At 34.8% G+C, this 15315-nt stretch carries 19 protein-coding genes; 9 read left to right on the top strand and 10 right to left on the bottom strand.

Annotated elements, in window-relative coordinates:
- The coding region (locus ABIQ27_RS08345; RefSeq protein WP_348033422.1) for a 30S ribosomal protein S15 at positions 1-154 on the bottom strand (154 nt) is incomplete at its 3' end.
- Between the two features lie 106 nt (positions 155-260).
- Positions 261-716: a GAF domain-containing protein gene (locus tag ABIQ27_RS08340; protein ID WP_348033421.1), complete on the bottom strand. Its 456-nt coding sequence runs from the start codon at positions 714-716 to the stop codon at positions 261-263.
- A gap of 70 nt (positions 717-786) precedes the next feature.
- Between ABIQ27_RS08340 and xrtF the strand changes: the two genes are divergently transcribed.
- The 7 genes from xrtF (at position 787) to ABIQ27_RS08305 (ending at position 6490) form a co-directional block, all read left to right on the top strand.
- Positions 787-1344, top strand: a complete 558-nt coding sequence (xrtF, locus tag ABIQ27_RS08335) for an exosortase family protein XrtF (protein WP_348033420.1) — start codon at positions 787-789, stop codon at positions 1342-1344.
- Positions 1319-1765: an exosortase F system-associated protein gene (locus ABIQ27_RS08330; protein WP_348033419.1), complete on the top strand. Its 447-nt coding sequence runs from the start codon at positions 1319-1321 to the stop codon at positions 1763-1765. The genes xrtF and ABIQ27_RS08330 overlap by 26 nt, the downstream gene beginning before the upstream one ends.
- Before the next feature lie 45 nt (positions 1766-1810).
- Positions 1811-2212 carry a hypothetical protein gene (locus ABIQ27_RS08325; RefSeq protein WP_348033418.1) on the top strand — a complete coding sequence of 134 codons (402 nt, stop codon included), beginning with the start codon at positions 1811-1813 and terminating at the stop codon, positions 2210-2212.
- A gap of 105 nt (positions 2213-2317) precedes the next feature.
- Complete coding sequence (locus ABIQ27_RS08320) at positions 2318-4339, top strand: TonB-dependent receptor (RefSeq protein WP_348033417.1); 2022 nt, start codon at positions 2318-2320, stop codon at positions 4337-4339.
- 70 nt (positions 4340-4409) lie between these two features.
- Positions 4410-4751: a metal transporter gene (locus ABIQ27_RS08315; protein ID WP_348033416.1), complete on the top strand. Its 342-nt coding sequence runs from the start codon at positions 4410-4412 to the stop codon at positions 4749-4751.
- A 143-nt stretch (positions 4752-4894) separates the two neighbouring features.
- Positions 4895-5578, top strand: coding sequence for a VTT domain-containing protein (locus tag ABIQ27_RS08310; RefSeq protein WP_348033415.1), 684 nt, complete (start codon positions 4895-4897; stop codon positions 5576-5578).
- Positions 5579-6160: 582 nt separating this feature from the next.
- Entirely contained in the window at positions 6161-6490 is a 330-nt protein-coding gene (locus ABIQ27_RS08305; RefSeq protein ID WP_348033414.1) for a hypothetical protein, read from the top strand.
- 71 nt (positions 6491-6561) lie between these two features.
- Here ABIQ27_RS08305 and groL read toward each other — a convergent pair whose 3' ends face one another.
- The 8 genes from groL to miaB form a co-directional block, all read right to left on the bottom strand.
- Positions 6562-8190, bottom strand: a complete 1629-nt coding sequence (gene groL / locus ABIQ27_RS08300; RefSeq protein ID WP_348033413.1) for a chaperonin GroEL — start codon at positions 8188-8190, stop codon at positions 6562-6564.
- Between the two features lie 21 nt (positions 8191-8211).
- Positions 8212-8487, bottom strand: coding sequence for a co-chaperone GroES (locus ABIQ27_RS08295; RefSeq protein WP_348033412.1), 276 nt, complete (start codon positions 8485-8487; stop codon positions 8212-8214).
- A gap of 119 nt (positions 8488-8606) precedes the next feature.
- On the bottom strand, positions 8607-8939 hold the full coding sequence (gene secG, locus ABIQ27_RS08290; protein ID WP_348033411.1) for a preprotein translocase subunit SecG: 333 nt from the start codon (positions 8937-8939) through the stop codon (positions 8607-8609).
- A gap of 10 nt (positions 8940-8949) precedes the next feature.
- Complete coding sequence (locus ABIQ27_RS08285; protein WP_348033410.1) at positions 8950-9759, bottom strand: tetratricopeptide repeat protein; 810 nt, start codon at positions 9757-9759, stop codon at positions 8950-8952.
- Between the two features lie 9 nt (positions 9760-9768).
- Positions 9769-10272 (bottom strand): LptE family protein, encoded by a 504-nt coding sequence (locus ABIQ27_RS08280; RefSeq protein WP_348033409.1) that lies wholly within the window; start codon positions 10270-10272, stop codon positions 9769-9771.
- A 54-nt stretch (positions 10273-10326) separates the two neighbouring features.
- Positions 10327-11121 (bottom strand): hypothetical protein, encoded by a 795-nt coding sequence (locus tag ABIQ27_RS08275; RefSeq protein ID WP_348033408.1) that lies wholly within the window; start codon positions 11119-11121, stop codon positions 10327-10329.
- 59 nt (positions 11122-11180) lie between these two features.
- Positions 11181-12443, bottom strand: a complete 1263-nt coding sequence (locus ABIQ27_RS08270; RefSeq protein WP_348033407.1) for a sigma-54 dependent transcriptional regulator — start codon at positions 12441-12443, stop codon at positions 11181-11183.
- 2 nt (positions 12444-12445) lie between these two features.
- A complete protein-coding gene (gene miaB, locus ABIQ27_RS08265) occupies positions 12446-13900 on the bottom strand; it encodes a tRNA (N6-isopentenyl adenosine(37)-C2)-methylthiotransferase MiaB (RefSeq protein ID WP_348033406.1) in 1455 nt (484 codons plus the stop codon).
- 399 nt (positions 13901-14299) lie between these two features.
- Here miaB and ABIQ27_RS08260 point away from each other — a divergent pair, with 399 nt between their 5' ends.
- Together ABIQ27_RS08260 and ABIQ27_RS08255 are read left to right on the top strand one after the other, a co-directional pair.
- Positions 14300-14545: a hypothetical protein gene (locus ABIQ27_RS08260; RefSeq protein ID WP_348033405.1), complete on the top strand. Its 246-nt coding sequence runs from the start codon at positions 14300-14302 to the stop codon at positions 14543-14545.
- A gap of 194 nt (positions 14546-14739) precedes the next feature.
- The coding region (locus ABIQ27_RS08255; RefSeq protein WP_348033404.1) for a DNA topoisomerase at positions 14740-15315 on the top strand (576 nt) is incomplete at its 3' end.

Here is a 15315-nt window from a genome sequence, read left to right as displayed (position 1 = left end):
TGTTGTAATCGTGACGATTTTTTTTCAAGTGCTCAGTTAAGTGAGAGATTCTAAATGTGAACAATGCGATTTGCCCTTCTGCAGATCCTGTGTTTTCTGCTTTTCCTCCGTGTTTAGCGAAGATTTCAGCTTTTGTGTCTTTACTTAGATACATTCCAATATTTATTTAAATGATTATTATGTATGAATCAAGATTTTCTTAATTCGTGTGCAAAGATAATCTTCTTTTTCGATTAGGCAAATAAAATGATTGTCTTAACTTAAAAAAGTTTGGCAACTTCCTGATTTACAAATTCTAAAAAGCGTTCGTCAGCTTCTGTGAACGGATCAATGACATGACTGTCGATGTCTATTTGCCCAATATTTATTCCGTCAACAAAAAGCGGAACAACTATTTCAGACTTAACGGTAAAGCTGCAGGCAATATAATTATCCTGAGCAGCAACATCGGGAACAACGAAATTTGCATTGGATTCCGCCACTTGCCCACAAATTCCTTTTCCGAATGGAATTATAGTATGGTCTGTTTCAGCACCAACGTACGGTCCAAGATGCAGGGTTTTGTTTTCGTGATTGGCAAAATAAAATCCAACCCAGTTGTAATAAGAAACATTGTCGGATAAGAATTGACAAAGGTTTTTAAGTTTCGCGTCTCTTTCAGCATTTGCTTCAGAAAGAATGGCAATTACTTCAGGTTTTAAGCTTTCGAAAGTCATTTTCAATTTTTTATGCAAATGTAACGACTGAACTTTTTTTATTTTATATAAATTTGTTAAAAATTATCTTTTGAAAAATCTGCTGCTGCAATACAAACCTTTTTTGCTTTTTCTTGGAAAATTTATCTTGAGCTATTTGGTTTTAACCTTCATTTATCAAACCTATCTGAATCGTTTTGATGAAAAAAATGCAGAAGTTGATTCTTTTACGCAACTGGTTGCCAATCAATCTGAAGCTGTTTTGTCCTGGTTCGATTCGCAGTCGTATACAATGCCACATCTCAAAGAACCAAGTATAAAATTATTTTACAAAGGCAAATATATTTCCCGGATTATTGAAGGCTGCAATGCTTTGAGTGTGATTATTTTATTTATATCGTTTGTGATTGCGTTTACCGGAAAATTCAAAACTACTTTGCTTTTTATACTCTTCGGAAGTATTTTGATTCATGTTTTGAACATTGGCCGGATTGCGCTTCTGTGTGTGGCATTATATCATTTTCCGCAGTATGAGCATTTGTTGCACGGAGTAATTTTTCCATTGGTGATTTATGGAGTTGTATTTTTATTATGGGTAATTTGGGTAAATAAATATTCGTTGTATGCTACAGAAATTGATAAAAAATAAAGGAAAAATAGGGTGGTCATTGTTCTTGATTCTGCTTTTAGTTTTGATAAGAGTATTCGAAGAAACCTTGTTTTATGATCCTTTTTTGAACTATTTCAAGGACGAATATTCTCACTTACCTTTTCCGCAAATCAATATTTTCAAATTATTTTTCAGCTTAGGATTGCGGTTTTATCTCAATTCGGTGATTTCATTATTGCTGTTATACGTAATTTTTAAGGATACTCAAATTGTAAAATTCTCGGCCTTCCTATATATGGTTTTGGGTTCGATACTGATGATTAGCTTCATTTTTGTTTTGACTTTTTTTGCCGAAGAAAGCAAAATGACATTATTCTATATCAGACGGTTTTTGATTCAGCCAATCTTTATTCTGCTTTTCATTCCCGGATTTTATTATCAGAAACAGATTAAAAAATAATAAAACATTAAGAATACAAGACTTTCTTTTTCATAACTTTGCCCAATGATTTTCAAAAAATACATAAGTATATTTTTAGTTTTTTTCCTGTTGGTTTCCAATTTGGGGTTAGCTTTCAATATACATTATTGTGATGATGAAATTGCTTCGATAACATTAAGCACTGTTGAATCAGACCAAAAAGCAGAGAAGGATTGTTGCGGAATAGTTGAGAAAGATTCCAAATGCTGCAATGATAAAGTAATCAAAGCTGAAATCAAATCAGACCAGATTATTGTAAAATCGTTATCATTTGACATAGCTTTTCTCCCAATTAATAATGACTGGAAACCTTCAGTTTTTGTTTCAAAATTCATTTTCAAACAAAGAGATAATGTCACTTACAGTTGCGATGCTCATGCGCCGCCTTTATATCTTTTGTACAGTCAATATATCTTTTACGCCTGATTTAATCTGAATTCAGTTCAGATTCTCAACAATTTAGAGAATTGAAATAGAATTTATATTAATCAATTTCAGCATTTAAAGATGCTGAAATAAATTCAGCATAAAATGAAAAATACAATGTTGTTTCTTGCATTGTTGGTTTCTGTCGTTACTTTTTCACAAGAAGACATCAAAAAAGATACTTTGAAAACAGTAAAAGTCGAAGCCAATAGAAAAGGACTAAAAAAATCCATTTCAGTTACGGCAAATACTACGCTGGTAACGAGTAATGAGTTACTCAAAGCGGCTTGTTGCAATTTGGCCGAAAGTTTTGAAACCAATCCATCCATAGATGTCAATTTTTCGGATGCGTTGACCGGAACCAAACAAATAAAAATGTTGGGTTTGACAAGTCCGTATATCATGATTACCGAAGAGAATATTCCTTCTGTTCGTGGGGCTTCTCAAGCGTATGGATTGTCATTTACACCGGGAACCTGGGTTGAAAGCATTCAGATTACCAAAGGCGCTGGAAGCGTTGTTAACGGCTTCGAAAGCATTTCCGGACAAATAAATACCGAGTTAATCAAACCCTTAAGAGATATTCCGTTTTATCTGAATGCTTATGGTTCTACAGATTCACGTTTCGAATTGAATACACATTTCAATAAGAAAATTTCAGATGATTGGGCAACAAGTTTGTTTGTTCATGGCAATACGCGTGTTTCCAAAAACGATATGAATGACGATGGTTTTCTGGATAATCCATTGGGGAAACAATTCAATATTGTCAACCGCTGGCAGTATGCCTGTGCTGAAACAGGCTGGGTTTCGTTTATCAATCTTCGTTATATGAATGATAAAAAACAAACAGGTGAACTCGATTTTGACCCAAACAGAGACCGATTGACAACCAATTATTGGGGTTCAGAAATCAATACCGAGCGCATAGATTTTTCTTCTAAACTAGGTTATGTTTTCAAAGACATGCCGTATCAAAGTATCGGTTTTCAGAATGCATTCAGCAATCACAATCAGCAATCTTATTTTGGGTTGAACCAATATGATATCAAGCAGCAAAGCTATTATTCGAACCTGATTTTAAATTCGATAATTAGTAATACGAAAAACAAGTTTGCTACAGGATTGAACTTTACCTATGATAAATACTCAGAGTTTGTCAACCTTGCCGATGTTAGCCGAATAGACAATTCCGTTGGTGCTTTTTTTGAATATACTTATGATAATGGAGATAAATTCAGTTATATCCTTGGCGGAAGATTTGATTATCACAATAGGTTAGGCGCATTTTTTACGCCAAGACTGCACGTGAAATACAATCCCTGGGAAAAAGGAGTTTTACGTTTTTCTGCCGGAAGAGGCAAACGCGCGGCTAATATTTTTGCTGAAAACCAAAACCTTTTTGCGAGTTCAAGAACATTTTCGGTTTTGGATACTGATGGGAAAGTGTATGGTTTAGATCCTGAAATAGCATGGAATTACGGTCTGAGTTTTACACAAAATTTTAAATTGTTTGGAATGAATGCCGATTCAACAATAGATTTTTACAGAACTGATTTTCAAAATCAAGCAGTTGTTGACGTGATGAATTCGCCACAACAGGTTTTGTTTTATAACTTAAATGGGAAATCATATGCGAACAGTTTGCAGCTTGACTTCAATTTGGAAATCATCAAACATTTGAATCTGAGAACGGCTTATAAATATTATGACATTTCGACTGATTATCTTTCGGGAAGCTATCAAAGACCATTACAGGCGAAGCATCGATTTTTTGCAAATATTGAATATGCAACACACATAGTCGAGCATGGAAGGCAATGGAAATTTGATTTCACAACCAACTGGCTGGGTAAACAACAACTGCCTAATACCAGAACTAACGCAGCAGCAGACCAATTGCCTGAATTTTCGCCTTCATTTGCTGTAATGAATGCACAAATAACAAGAACTTTTTCGAGTACATTTGAAATGTATGTTGGCGGAGAAAACATCGGAAACTATCGTCAGGACAAAGCTATCTTAGGAGCAGATAATCCTTTTGGCACTAACTTTGACACGTCAATAGTCTACGCGCCGGTTTTTGGTCAGATGTATTACGCAGGATTGCGATTTAAAATAAAATAGATTCAATTTCAATAACAATTTCAAAAATCAATAACAAGAGATTGCTTCGCAAGCTCGCAAAGACAAAAAAATGAAAAATATAATTTTAGGAATGATGTTAGTGTTTGTAGCACTTTCAACACAAGCACAAGAGAAGAAAAATAAAAATGCTAAATACGAATTTGAAGTAAATGGCAATTGTGAACAATGTCAAAAACGAATTCAGAAAGCTGCATTTTCGGTTCCTGGTGTGAAAAGCGCCGAATGGCATATTGATGATCACATGCTGCACTTAATTATCAATGAAGAAAAATGTTCTGTACTTGATGTGAAAAAGGCAGTTGCGAAAATTGGCCATGATACTGATGAAGTTAAAGCGACTGATGATGTTTATCAAAAACTTCATGGCTGTTGTCAATACGACAGAAAATAATTTTAAAACTCCTTAAAAAATTAAGGAGTTTTTTTATGCTTATTTTTACCAAAAGATTAACATTCGATTTATAGCTGCATAGCTAATATCCCAAAAAAAATGAGTATTTTCACGCTCGATTTATATACTTAAATTTTTACTCTATGAGTGGTTTTGACTGGACACAATTATTAAATCCTGAGTTCTATATCACGATGACAATCGGTGGCTTTAAAGTGGGTTTGTGGATTGTATTATTTATTGTTTTTGCAGAAACTGGTTTGTTTGCGGGCTTCTTTTTGCCTGGTGATAGCTTACTTTTCTTATCTGGAATTTATAGCAGGGATTTAATTGAAAATTTTGCATTCATCAAAAGCGACATTGTTAATGTTGTTCTTCTTTCAACCTTAGTCGCAATAGCGGGAATTTTTGGAAATATGATTGGATATTGGTTTGGAGCAAAAAGTGGTTATTATTTATATAAAAAAAATGATAGTTTTTGGTTTAAGAAAAAGTACCTGATTCAATCTAAGGATTTCTTTGAAAGATATGGTGGGAAAGCTATAATCTTTGCACGTTTTTTACCAATAGTAAGAACATTTGCTCCAATTGTGGCCGGAATTGTTACCATGGATAAAAAGAAATTTATGTTTTACAATATTGTAAGTTCATTTCTTTGGTCGTTTATTTTAATTTTCTCAGGACACTATCTCTATGGAATGTTCCTGGAAAAATTCAACATAGATTTAAAGGAGCACATAGAAGTTATTGTGATAGCAATTATTGTTGTTTCAACGCTCCCGGTTTTCCTTAAATTCATGAAGAAAACACCAAAACAATCTGAATAAAAAAATGAGCCTCAAAAATTGAGGCTTTTTCTTGGTATAGTTTTTGTGAAAATTCTCCTAAATTTCTAAAAAAAAATACTATGAAAAACACGCTACGCATTTCGTTCATTTTAATCGCATCAGGTTTATTTTTTTTCCTGTACTGATAATGATGATAACAGTATAAATGATTCAGCAGTTATTGCAAAAACCATTACTTACAATCCTGAATTTGCAAATTTTGACACCAAAACAGTTAGTTATTATAATGATGAGAATCGAAAAACTCTAGATTCTATATTTGACAATAATCAGGTTTTTTTAAGGAAAATAGTAACTGTCCGCGCTCCTCAATTAGTTACATCCACCACTTATGATGCCTCCAATACGGTTACCAGAAATCAGATAGAAGAATTTGATGTTAATAAAAGATTACTTGTCACCACTTCCTATGATGGTTCTGGAGCCATTACTAACAGAAATACATTTACATATAATGATTCAAGTCATACTATAACAAGATATGATGTAAATGGTACAGTAAGTACTCCCGTTTGGCTTTTTACTTTAAATAGTGCAGGAGTTATTTATCAGGAAGAAACTTTGTCTTCTGGTAATATCAGAACCCTTGAGTTTGAAGGAGGCAAACCTGTAAGGCTGATTTACCCTGATTTAGATCCTGCCGATAATCCAGGATACACTTATTATCCTACTATTAAACCTGCGAATTTGAGAATATCAAACAATGAAAGAAACAATTTGGCTCTTAAGTTAGGCATTGAGCATATTGCTTATAATTGGGATTATTTTTATAATACGGTAGCTGATTATTATCAGGTGCAAATGGCTTTTAACGAAAATAATTATCCATTGAGTGCCAAATATACTTTCATTCCAAGTCCATCATTATCTGAAACATTTTACTACTATTAATTTATAGTAAAATTTAAAGAAAAAAAAGAGGCTGGATTTACCAGCCTCTTTTTTATTTATAGTAAAAGAGATTACATCATTCCTGGCATTCCACCGCCCATTGGCATTCCACCAGCGTTTTCTTCTTTGATTTCCACCAAAGCACACTCAGTAGTCAATATCATTCCGGCAACTGAAGCAGCGTTTTCAAGTGCTACACGAGTTACTTTTTTAGGATCTATGATTCCAGCTTTTAGCATGTCAACATATTCATCAGTTTTGGCGTTGTAACCAAAATTAGCTTTTCCTTCAGATACTTTTGCAACTACAACAGAACCTTCCAATCCTGCGTTTTCAACAATAGTTCTCAACGGAGATTCAACAGCACGGGAAACAATTTGAATTCCAGTAGCTTCGTCAGCGTTATCAGCTTTGATTTTTTCTAATACAGATTTGGCACGCAATAAAGCAACGCCACCACCAGCAACAATTCCTTCTTCAACTGCAGCACGAGTCGCGTGAAGCGCATCGTCAACACGGTCTTTTTTCTCTTTCATTTCTACTTCAGAGGCAGCACCAACATAAAGTACGGCAACACCACCAGCTAATTTTGCCAAACGTTCCTGCAGTTTTTCTTTATCATAATCAGAAGTCGTTGACTCCATTTGACCTTTGATTTGGTTCACACGATTCTTAATCATGTCAGCCGTTCCAGCACCATTTACTAAAGTTGTATTGTCTTTATCAATAGTTACTTTTTCAGCTGTTCCAAGCATTTCTAGAGTAGTATTTTCTAATGTATAACCGCTTTCTTCCGCAATTACAGTTCCACCAGTTAAGATGGCAATATCTTCAAGCATTGCTTTTCTTCTGTCACCAAATCCTGGAGCTTTTACAGCTGCAATTTTCAATGCGCCACGCAATTTATTTACTACCAATGTCGATAACGCTTCACCATCAACATCTTCAGCAATAATCAATAATGGTTTTCCTGATTGTGCTACAGGTTCTAATATTGGCAATAATTCTTTTAAAGAAGATACTTTTTTGTCATATAAAAGAATGTAGGGTCTTTCTAATTCTACTTCCATTTTTTCTGGATTGGTAACGAAATAAGGAGAAAGGTAACCTCTGTCAAACTGCATTCCTTCCACAACGTCTACATAAGTATCAGTTCCTTTGGCTTCTTCTACAGTGATAACGCCTTCTTTACCTACTTTTCCAAAAGCGGTAGCGATTAAATCACCAATAACTTCATCGTTATTCGCCGAAATAGAAGCAATTTGTTTTATTTTTTCAGAATCGCTTCCAACAACCTGAGCTTGTTTTGCTAAATCGGCAACAATAGCTTCAACTGCTTTGTCAATTCCTCTTTTTAAATCCATTGGATTTGCACCGGCAGCAACGTTTTTCAAACCTTCTTTTACAATCGCCTGAGCCAAAACAGTTGCAGTTGTAGTTCCGTCACCTGCTAAATCGTTGGTTTTTGAAGCTACTTCCTTTACCATTTGCGCACCCATGTTTTCTAATGGATCTTTTAATTCAATTTCTTTTGCAACGGTAACACCATCTTTAGTAACGGTTGGTCCACCAAATGCTTTTCCAATAATTACGTTACGACCTTTTGGTCCAAGAGTTACTTTTACTGCATTCGCCAATGCATCAACACCACGCTTTAAACCGTCGCGAGCTTCAATATCGAATTTTATATCTTTTGCCATCTTTATTTAGTTTGTTTTGAATTATATAATTGCAAGAATATCATCTTCACGCATGATTAGGTAATCTTTTCCATTGAACTTCAAATCAGTTCCAGCGTATTTTCCATAAAGAACACTATCGCCAACTTTAACCGTTAATGGTTCGTCTTTTTTACCGTTTCCAACAGCTACAACAGTTCCTTTTTGTGGTTTTTCTTTAGCCGTATCAGGAATGATAATTCCAGATGCTGTTTGAGTTTCAGCGGCAGCAGGTTCAATAATTACCCTGTCTGAAAGAGGTTTGATATTTAATGCCATGATTATATGTTTATGTTATTTTAAAGTTGGTAATTGCTAGTCAGAAATTGTGCCAAGCGACTTTTTTCTAAAAAAAATGCCAGCATGTCAGTGCTGGCATTATATTTTTTGAATGCGAATTATTTTGTTGGAGTCTCAACTGGTTTAGCTGGAGTCGTAGTTTCTGTTTTTGGCGCAACGTTGTCTTTTTCGTCAATGATTTTTGAATTAGAATCGCCCATGGCTCCTGAGAAACTTAAGCTTGATAATAAAATCAAAACGATTAATATAGTTGCTAATGTCCAAGTACTTTTATCTAAAAAGTCGGTTGTTTTTTGAACGCCACCCATTTGAGTTGAACCACCTAATGAAGATGATAAACCACCACCTTTAGGATTTTGTACCATGATTACTATTATCAATAGAAAACAAACTATTGTTATAAGTACTAAAAAAATTGAAAATGTGCTCATTATGTATTTATTATTTTTGTTCTAAAATTTTAATATCCGAAATTCGGTTTGCAAAGAAACTACTTTTTTCCGGATATTTCAAAATTAATATTTCATAGGCCTGAATTGCTTTTGAATATTTTTTTTGTTCCAAATATACACGGGCTAAAGTCTCTGTCATCAATTGGGAAGTATCTTCTGAAATGACTTCAATTACTGGAACTGTAGCGTCTTTTGCTATTGGCGTTAGCTTCGGATTGTTTTCGATGAATTTGTCAATTAAATCTGTTTTTTTCTTTTTATCATCATCAATTGAAGAGCTGTTTTCTTCTCTGACGATTGGTTTTAATCGCGATAATTGCAGCCATTCCTGAAAAGAGTGCTTTTCGTTTTTTGAAAACTCTAATGGTTTTCCGATGGCTAATTTTTCTTCGGCCTTTTGTTCTTCAGTTGATGTAGATTTTTTGATGGAAGTTAAAATCGACTTTTCCAAGGCATCAACAACCGGCTGATTGGCTTCCACAATAATATGTTCGCTTCCTATTACGCTCATGTTCATTAACTCTTCCAGTTTCTTTTCATACAAACCTTTTTGTACAGAAACAAAGGAATCGGAAGTGATAAAGTCGAATAAAATACTCCTATCTGTGGTATACGCAGCAGAAACTTTAAGCGCATAATTATAATTAAAACTATCCTGATTATACAGATGCTTTAACTTCAATACACGCGCACTTTGAAAATAAGGAAATGCAGTCAGAACATTGTCCAATGTCTCAGCATATCTATCATTGATAGCATCGGGTTTATTTAGCAAGTATGTGTAATCTGTTAAATTCATAGTGTCAAATTACCATTTGGACAACGACTCATTAAAGATATCCTGTGTTATACGCTCAAAAATTTCATCGATATAACCATTCAGTACAGAGCCTGTTGGAAGTGTGCTTCCTGCATAATCTCGGTAAAATGAAAAACGTTTCTCAAAGTTATCGTCTTCTTTATTTTTATTGCTAAAACGAACATTAATCGAAATTGACAATCTACTTTGAGCAGCAGTCTGATCGGCAGTAGCCTGCATAGGAGTTATTCTGTATTCTACAATTTCACCTTCGTAAAGCAAATCGCCATTGGAATTAGTCAAATTCAAATTGGTTTGATTCTGAATGATTTCCTGAAGTTCGATAGTAAATCTCCGCTCGATTCCAGGTTCAATCAATTCGGCATTATTCTGAAAATAATTCACCTGAAATGTTTTTGCATCAATTTTTCCTGTTCCTGTAAAGTTATAGACAGAACAGCTGTTGATGCTGATGGCAAGGATGAAAATAGAAATTAATTTTAAAAACTTCATGGTAATAATTAAAGACCGCTAAAGTAATTCTTTATTTTGAATTATGGAAGGACATTACTGATAGTAGTAAGCGGCAAAAGAATAAGAATCAACATAATTGTTGCTGCTGTCTAAAATTTCAACGCCAATTTGATAATTTCCGCTACCTAAGACCATGCCATAATTATAATAATTTGTGTCAGTTAAGCCTTTGTCAAAACCGTTTGGCATTCCTTCTGAAGCTTGGCAATCAATAAAGAAATTTGGATCTGTCAATGATTTTACTCTTGCTACTGCTAAAACAGCATTACGAAGTGGATTCACACCATATGCTCCGTCAAAGTGGAAATTTTTAAGGATATCAGTTGAACTACTGGTTGTCTTTTCAAACGAAGCCATATTTCCACCTGCATAAGTCATATGATATTCTCCGGCACCAGTACCAGTTCTTATAAAATCTACAGCTAACATATCTTCATTCACAACACAGTTTATTGTAAAAGTGCTTCCGTAAGAATACGTATAGGTTCTTGTAGTAGCATTAAACGTATATGGTAATCCGTTAATACTATTGATTGTGTTATCTGTATTGTATGTGATTGTATTAACTTCGGATACATTACCATCCACGTATTTCGTGTCAAGAATAACACGATTTTGGGTGTCATAAGTAAATTCTTCAGCTATACTACCATCAGCAAGTGTTATGCTTGTCAATAAATCATTACTAATATTCCATTGTCTTTCGTTTGAGCTATTGTCGTAAAAAACAACTTTTTGCAAAACAGAATCGTTAATAATGGTATCATCATTATCAGTACAAGAAAATAATGTTGTGGCTAAAGCGAAAAGGAAGATAATTTTTTTCATAGGTATTGATATTAATTTGGGTGGCGTAAACGTAAAAACTTCTTACTTAAATAAAAAAATTATAGGTCGTATTGCTTAATTTTCCGATAAAGTGTTCTTTCAGAGATCCCTAACTCATCTGCAGCTGCTTTTCTTTTGCCTCTATGACGTTCCAAAGATTTCTTGATAAGTTCAATTTCTTTTTGTTCTAATTTCAATACTTCTTCTTCGTCAATCGTTTCCGCCATTAAGTAATTGGTATCATCGTCATCGTCAAATTCCTCTTGTTCTGTTTCATTTGGTGATGAGTTCGAATTCATTCTTGGTTCATCTGCAAAATTTGATGCAGTTTCTTCTTTTTGTCCAAATACTTTCTGAATCAAATTCTTGTTCATTTCCTGAACTTTAGAACTTCCGTTTTGCATTAACTCCATCGTTAATTTTTTCAAATCATGCAAATCACTTTTCATGTCAAAAAGCACTTTGTACAGAATATCTCTTTCTGTAGAAAAATCATTTGCAGCTTTTTTTCCGCCAATAACCGAAGGCAAATTGCTGCCTTCAATAGGCAGATAGGATTGAATTGTTGCCAATGAAATCTCTCGATTTGTTTCTAAAACCGAAAGCTGTTCTGCAAAATTTCTAAGCTGACGAATGTTTCCGCTCCAGCGATATTTTTGTAAAAACTGAACAGCTTCATCACTCAGTTTAACGGGTGGCATTTTGTATTTATGGGCAAAATCTGAAGCAAATTTCCGAAACAATAAATGAATATCGTCTTTTCTGTCGCGCAATGCCGGCAATGGGATATCAACCGTGCTCAAACGATAGTATAAGTCTTCGCGGAATTTTCCTTTTTCGATGGCGTCAAATAAATTTACATTGGTGGCTGCAACAATACGAACATTGGTTTTTTGAACTTGTGATGAACCAACTTTTATAAACTCGCCGTTTTCTAAAACACGAAGCAAACGCACTTGGGTAGTCAAGGGCAATTCGCCAACTTCATCCAGGAAAATCGTTCCGCCATCAGCTACTTCAAAATAGCCCTCACGCGCATTGTTTGCTCCTGTAAACGAACCTTTTTCGTGACCAAAAAGCTCACTGTCAATGGTTCCTTCAGGAATGGCGCCACAATTTACAGCGATATATTTTCCGTGTTTTCTATGCGAAAGCGTATGAATGATTCTGGGAATACTTTCTTTACCAACGCCACTTTCACCGACAACTAACACTGAAATATCAGTAGGAGCAACCTGTATGGCTTTTTCTATTGCACGATTGAGTTTTGGGTCATTCCCAATTATCTCAAATCGTTGTTTTATGTTTTGAACTGATTCCATAATTAGTTTATTTGCATATCACTATATCCAATCGCTTCTCCAATTAGGGTTCCGCTGGTACAGTTGGTAATTTTCACGTTGACAAAATCACCGATTTTATAATTCTCTCTTGGAAAAACAACCACTAAGCTTTGTGAATTCCTTCCCGATAATTGTTCATCTGATTTTTTAGAAACTTTCTCTACCAAAACTTCTACAGTTTTGCCAACAAATTCCTGTGTTCTAGCCAAACCATGCTTGCGTTGCAAGTCCACAATTTCCTGTAAACGTCTTTGTTTGGTTTCTTCCGGAACATCATCATTCATTTTACGTTCTGCCAAAGTTCCGGGACGTTCGGAATAAGCATACATATAGCCAAAACTATATTTCACATATTCCATCAAGTTCAATGTGTCCTGATGATCCTCTTCTGTCTCTGTTGGGAAACCCGCGATCATATCTTGTGTAATAGAACTTTCAGGAAGTATGGTTTTTATTTTGTCAATCAAGGCCATATATTCTGCTCTTGTATGTAAACGATTCATCGCTTTTAAAACCCGGTCACTACCGCTTTGAACCGGTAAATGAACATGTTTGCAGATGTTTGGGTATTTCGCAATCACATGCAAAACACTTTCGTGCATATCCTGCGGATTGGATGTAGAAAACCGGATGCGCATTTTCGGAAACTGAATCGCAACCATTTCAAGCAATTGATCAAAATCGACTGCTGTTGCTTGTTGCATTTCGGTAGCTTTTTCAAAATCTTTCTTCAAACCGCCACCATACCAAAGATAACTGTCGACATTTTGACCAAGAAGCGTTACTTCCTTAAATCCTTTATTCCATAAATCGCTGATTTCTCCCAGTATGCTTTGTGGTTCACGGCTACGTTCGCGTCCTCGCGTGAAAGGCACTACGCAAAAAGTGCACATATTATCACAACCGCGTGTAATAGAAACAAGCGCAGTTACGCCATTGCTCATCAAACGCACCGGCGAAATATCACCATAGGTTTCTTCTTTCGATAAAATCACATTGATAGCATCTCTGCCGTCTTCGACTTCTCTCAGTAAATTGGGTAAATCTTTATAAGCATCCGGACCAACAACCATGTCGACGATTTTCTCTTCGTCGAGAAATTTCTCTTTCAAACGTTCTGCCATACATCCCAAAACGCCAACTTTCATTTTGGGATTTACCTCGCGTTTAACAGCGTTGTATTTCTCCAGACGTTTTCTAACGGTTTGTTCGGCTTTGTCTCGGATTGAACAAGTATTTACCAAAACCAAATCGGCTTCTTCTAATATAGTAGTAGTATTATAACCTTCGTTGGTCATAATAGAAGCTACGATTTCGCTGTCCGAAAAATTCATCGCACAGCCATAACTTTCTATAAATAGTTTTTTTGTATTTCCGGCTTTTTGTTCCAAAACAAGACTGCTGCCTTGTTTTTGCTCCTCAATTTCCTTTTCCATTTATGCTAATAAAAAATAATATAATGCAAACCAAACACCCAAAAAGAATAGTCCGGCAAATAAGTCATTCCTATTGTTTTTCAAATCTTTTTTTATAAACAATCTATAAAGTACCCATATCAAAAAAAGAATAACAAAAATTAAAGGCGTATAAAGTCTCATTTATAGATTGGTTTATGAATTCGAAAAACAGAATGGCAAAGATAACACTAAATTACAAAATGTGACAAGATGGCAGTTGAGAATTAACTTAGATTTAGTTTTTGAAAAGGAATACTATTTTTCTTCCTAATAAAAATTGTGTAACATTTCACTTTTAATATGTAACATTTTTTCTTATGTCTTGCTTTAATTTTGAGAAACAAATCTTGAACAAAATTTTAATTTAAAACTAAAAAGATGAAACAACTAACAAACATTAGAAAAGCCTCACTAAAGTATTTAGCTATTGCCGCATTTTTTCTTTCAAATGCTATTGCATGGGCTCAGGAAACAACAACAACAACAAAATCAGTTGATGTGGATATGAAGGTTGATGATGGCAGTGGAGATTGGTATTTACAACCTTGGGCATGGATTGTAGGAGCAGCTATTTTTATAATAATTATAGTTGGCCTTTTGAAAAGCAATAATAATAGCAAATAAACTATTCAACCATGGGAGAAGTTAAAAAGGGAATAGTCGCTCAAAGAGTAGATTACTCGCTTTTTAATTTTTCTCAATTGCTTAAATGTTGTCCTGCGAGAAAGACAAATCGTCGTTAAAACATACTATTTAAAAATTCAAAAGCTTAGTATTTAAAAAAATCACATACTTTTGCCGACATAAACAATCGGGATATGGCAAAGAATTTAGTTATCGTTGAGTCACCAGCAAAGGCAAAAACAATCGAGAAATTTCTAGGAAGTGATTTTCAGGTAGAATCAAGCTACGGGCATATTGCCGACTTGCCTTCCAAGGAAATAGGTGTAGATGTAGCCAATGGTTTTATACCAAAATATGAGGTTTCCAGCGATAAGAAAGCTTTAGTTGCGAAACTCAAAGGTTTAGCTAAAAATGCCGATATGGTTTGGTTAGCTTCTGATGAAGACCGAGAAGGAGAAGCAATTTCCTGGCACTTAGCGGAAGAATTAAAACTAGATAAAGCCAAAACCAAGCGTATTGTTTTCCACGAAATCACAAAAAATGCGATTTTAAAAGCTATTGACAATCCACGAGAAATCGATTATAACTTAGTCAATGCACAACAAGCGCGTAGAGTTTTAGATAGATTAGTAGGCTATGAACTTTCTCCGGTTTTATGGAAAAAGGTAAAAGGCGGCTTATCAGCAGGTCGTGTGCAATCTGTTTCGGTTAGATTAATTGTTGAAAGAGAAAGAGAAATCCAGGAGTTTAAAGCGGTTGCATCTTATTCG

This window comes from Flavobacterium sp. (assembly GCF_039916025.1).
In the GTDB taxonomy this organism is placed as follows: Bacteria; Bacteroidota; Bacteroidia; order Flavobacteriales; family Flavobacteriaceae; genus Flavobacterium.
This window is presented reverse-complemented; position numbering and strand designations above follow the sequence as displayed.